The organism is Porphyromonas somerae DSM 23386, from assembly GCF_000372405.1.
Classification (GTDB): domain Bacteria; phylum Bacteroidota; class Bacteroidia; order Bacteroidales; family Porphyromonadaceae; genus Porphyromonas_A; species Porphyromonas_A somerae.
In genome coordinates this window covers 1-2,060 of record NZ_AQVC01000087.1, presented here as the reverse complement: position 1 = coordinate 2,060, position 2,060 = coordinate 1, and the positions used below count along the sequence as shown (strand labels likewise).

3 protein-coding genes are annotated in these 2,060 nt (G+C 51.3%); 1 reads left to right on the top strand and 2 read right to left on the bottom strand.

Annotated features, from left to right (window positions below):
• Positions 1–104 precede the first annotated feature (104 nt).
• Together A3GK_RS10885 and A3GK_RS0110085 are read right to left on the bottom strand one after the other, a co-directional pair.
• Entirely contained in the window at positions 105–323 is a 219-nt protein-coding gene (locus A3GK_RS10885) for a hypothetical protein (protein ID WP_394358182.1), read from the bottom strand.
• Between the two features lie 78 nt (positions 324–401).
• Positions 402–926, bottom strand: a complete 525-nt coding sequence (locus A3GK_RS0110085; protein WP_018029322.1) for an N-acetylmuramoyl-L-alanine amidase — start codon at positions 924–926, stop codon at positions 402–404.
• 399 nt (positions 927–1,325) lie between these two features.
• On the opposite strand from A3GK_RS0110085, the gene A3GK_RS0110080 reads away from it, so the two are divergent.
• Positions 1,326–1,883: a four helix bundle suffix domain-containing protein gene (locus tag A3GK_RS0110080; RefSeq protein ID WP_018029321.1), complete on the top strand. Its 558-nt coding sequence runs from the start codon at positions 1,326–1,328 to the stop codon at positions 1,881–1,883.
• Positions 1,884–2,060: the final 177 nt, after the last annotated feature.

Sequence of the window (2,060 nt, the reverse complement as noted above, 5' to 3'; positions counted from 1 at the left end):
ACTCGGTCAAAATAAATCTTCTGGAGTTGACTCCTTTTTACAAACTTACTCATAAAAATCTATCTATGAGTCAACTTTTTCTAGGACAAGACACACCTTCAATATCAGCCATCCGACTCGTCCGACCTGTCCGACTCGTCCGACTTGTCCGAGAAGGTACCCTCGTCCGAGTAGGTACCCCTGTCCAAGATGCGCTCCCTCGCTGCATAATCAATCCCAATCAAAGCACCCACAAAGGTCATCACCTCACCATACGCCACCAGCACACTCGAGTGGATCTCACCTCTAGGGGTGACCCAAAAGCCCATATAGAGGAGCGCCATACCGCAGGTCACCAAGAGGATCGCTAGCCAGAGGCGTAGCGTTTGAGGGTCTCTAGGTCGCAGTTGCACCGTCATCGCCTACAAACTGCTAGAGAGGTTATAGACCTTCGCTTCAAAGCAAGGGCATACCTTGATCCACTCCTCAGAAGTTACCTGACCGTCTCCATTCCGATCCGGACTTAGGTCCCGATGCCCCACCACCATCACATTGGGATAGATACGCTTCAGCTCATAGACCAATTGCGTGAGCATCTGTCGCTGGGCAGCGGTTCGCGTATCACACGGACGCATCTCTTCATCTAGCCCACCTTCATAGCAGATACCGATCGAATAACGGTTATACCCCTTGGCATGAGCCCCCACCATTGAGACCGGTCGCAGAGCAAAGAGGTCCCCCTCACGCGTAATATAATAATGGTACCCCGCTGTGCTAAATCCTCGACGCTGATGGTCCTTGATCAACTGAGGGGGAAAATATCGCCTCCCCCGAGGCGTGGCACTACAGTGGATCACCAGCAGGTCAATCCGCCGCTTCGCACGTTCCAGCTGATCCGCTCTTGTCAGCTGCTCCCACTCTCGTGGCCTTGTATAAAGTGTTTTCATAGTATATATATTATTGAGTGAACTACTATTTCCTTTCGACAGCACAAAGGTACCACACCCCCCACCCGTGCTCGCTCCCTCCTGAGCCGTAGCGTACCCCCTTCCGCCCTACCGCTCACTCCAGTGCCCTGCAAAGGGGAGGGGTACCTTATCGGACAAGGGCGGTACCTAATCGGACAAGTCGGACAGGTCAGACAAGTCGGACGAGTCGGACGGCCCCAGCTAGCCACTACAGCAAATGGCGGCGTCCGACTCGTCCGATCTGTCCGCCTCGTCCGACTTGTCCGAGAAAGGCTACCCCCGAGAAAGGCTACCCCCGAGAAAGGCTACCCCCGATTTCACCCTATCTCCTATAATATTGGTAGTTTTGTCTTGTACACCATCAATACTATATTATATATGAGTCACACATTTTTATCACCTAAGGGAGGATATCGTTCACTGAAGGCGTATCAGGTAGCGGTACTGATCTATGATATCACCTATTATTTTGCGACTCATTATCTAAATAGCAGCGACCGCACAGTCGACCAAATGATACAAGCAGCTCGGTCAGGCAAACAAAATATTGCAGAAGGGAGCAAAGCTTCTACCACCTCTACGGAGACAGAAATCAAACTAACCAATGTGGCGAAGGCAAGTCTTGAAGAACTATTAATCGATTACGAGGATTACCTTAGAGTCCATAGACTACCATTATGGGACGAAACTCATGAACGGTACCAAATGGTTCGTGAATATGCAAGAAGCGAACGCATCAAGGTAGATTATTTAGATCAACTCCCAAAACTGAATAATGAGGAGATCGCCAACCTCTGCATCACGCTTATCCACCAAGCTACATTCTTGCTCAGAAAGCTAATTAATCGCCAACAAGAACAATTCCTAACCCAAGGCGGAATTAGAGAGCAGATGTCGCGTGCACGCCGACAATATCGGGAAGAGCAGCGGAGATAGGAGGGGGGGGAGGTGCCTAATCGGTGGGGGTGCCTTTATCGGACAAGGGCGGTACCTAATCGGACAAGTCGGACAGGGGGGGGGTGCCTACTCGGACAAGTCGGACAGGTCAGACAAGTCGGACGAGTCGGACGGCCCGAGCTAGCTACCACACCAGCCACATCAGCTAGCTACCAC

Bases quoted from the DNA above. Each gene is read 5' to 3' on its own strand.
- A3GK_RS10885 (WP_394358182.1), bottom strand. From the start codon at position 323: ATGGCGCTCCTCTATATGGGCTTTTGGGTCACCCCTAGAGGTGAGATC.
- A3GK_RS0110085 (WP_018029322.1), bottom strand. From the start codon at position 926: ATGAAAACACTTTATACAAGGCCACGAGAGTGGGAGCAGCTGACAAGA.
- A3GK_RS0110080 (WP_018029321.1), top strand. From the start codon at position 1,326: ATGAGTCACACATTTTTATCACCTAAGGGAGGATATCGTTCACTGAAG.